This is a genomic window from Halomonas sp. BC2 (genome assembly GCF_002078115.1).
GTDB lineage: Bacteria > Pseudomonadota > Gammaproteobacteria > Pseudomonadales > Halomonadaceae > Vreelandella > Vreelandella stevensii.
Genome location: NZ_LFGT01000009.1, coordinates 138,829 through 140,328 on the forward strand (window position 1 = coordinate 138,829; position 1,500 = coordinate 140,328).

Here is a 1,500-nt window from a genome sequence, read left to right on the forward strand (position 1 = left end):
TGCTGGCCAGCCGCTGGCCTGACGTGCGCCGCGATGACTGGATACTGACCCCGCATCCGGGGGAAGCCGCGCGACTACTGGGGTGCACGGTGGCCGAGGTACAGGCGGACCGCCCTGAGGCGGCGCGGGCCTTGCAGCGTGCCCGTGGCGGCGTGGTGGTCCTGAAAGGCGCAGGCAGCCTGATCGTCGGCCCCAGTGGGCTGATGGTATGCCCGTATGGGAATCCCGGCATGGCCAGCGGCGGGATGGGTGACGTGCTGAGCGGCATGCTGGGAGCCCTGGCAGGCCAGCACGATCGTCTGGAGTGGAGCGCCTGGCTGGGTGTCATGGTACACGGCCTGGCGGGTGATGCCGCCGCGAAAGCCAGCGGAGAGCGTGGCCTGTTGGCAAGTGATCTGGCATCCTATGCACGAGCGTTTATCAACCCGTGAAGGCAGCCCACATGCAGGTGCAATCAAGTGACGAAATGGCCCACGTTGCCTTTGGAGAAGCGCTGGGCAAGGCGCTGGAAGGTCGCGGGCGAGTGTATCTCGAAGGCGACCTAGGGGCAGGCAAGACGACGCTGACGCGAGGCATCTTGCGTGCCTACGGTTATCAGGGGGCGGTCAAAAGTCCCACGTACACGCTGGTAGAGCCCTACGAGCTAGGCGAGCAGCGGATTTATCACCTGGATCTTTACCGCCTTGCCGACCCGGAAGAGCTGGAGTTCATCGGCGGGCGAGAGGTGCTGTCCGACCAGGCCTTGTGCCTGGTGGAGTGGCCCAGCCAGGGTGCTGGCTGGCTGCCCGCGCCCGATCTATGGATACGCTTGCAGGTGGCGTCACCCGGTCGCCTGCTGACATTAAGTGCCGAGACGCCGCATGGAGTTGCGGCGTTGGCTCAGCTCGAAACGCTGGCGGCTGAACAGCAACAGGAGCGTGGTGTGGTTCAATGGACATGAGACAGTCATTGGTTGCCTGGGCAGGCAGGTTGGCCACCGGGTGCGCGCTGCTCTTGATGAGTAGTGCATCGTTGCAGGCAGCGACCGTCGAGAGCATGCGCCTGTGGGCGGCGCCCGATCATGCGCGGCTGGTGTTCGATTTGACCGCCGCTGCGCAGGCCAATGTGTTTACCCTGGATAATCCGGCGCGGCTGGTCATCGACCTCGACGACAGCCAGCTCGATACCGATGTCTCGACGCTGCCCCTGGAGGGCAGCGCGATTTCCGCCGTGCGCACGGGCTCCCGAGATGGTGGCGGCCTGCGCGTGGTGCTGGAGCTCAATCGCGATATTTCCCCGCGTCATTTTACCCTGCCGCCCAACGACCAGTACGGTCATCGGCTGGTGGTGGATCTGGAGTACCCCGGTGAAAGCGCCGTCGAAAACCCCATCGACCCCATCGAGGCGATGATCCGCGATCAGGAGATCATGGCGCAGCGTAGCGCCCAGGCCCAGCAGGCGGATGTGCCCAGTGCGGTGGCCGAGGTGCCCGAAGCACCCACCCAGCCGGTGGAGGTGCAG

The 1,500-nt window shown here is 65.3% G+C and carries 3 protein-coding genes; all 3 read left to right on the forward strand.

Going from position 1 to position 1,500, the window contains the following annotated elements; genetic code table 11:
- The coding region (locus B7L71_RS07050; RefSeq protein ID WP_283160406.1) for an NAD(P)H-hydrate dehydratase at positions 1-431 on the forward strand (431 nt) is incomplete at its 5' end.
- An 11-nt stretch (positions 432-442) separates the two neighbouring features.
- Positions 443-940 carry a tRNA (adenosine(37)-N6)-threonylcarbamoyltransferase complex ATPase subunit type 1 TsaE gene (tsaE, locus tag B7L71_RS07055; protein WP_081136969.1) on the forward strand — a complete coding sequence of 166 codons (498 nt, stop codon included), beginning with the start codon at positions 443-445 and terminating at the stop codon, positions 938-940.
- Positions 937-1,500: AMIN domain-containing protein (locus tag B7L71_RS07060; protein ID WP_249273197.1), on the forward strand; the 564-nt coding region annotated here is incomplete at its 3' end. The genes tsaE and B7L71_RS07060, both read left to right, overlap by 4 nt.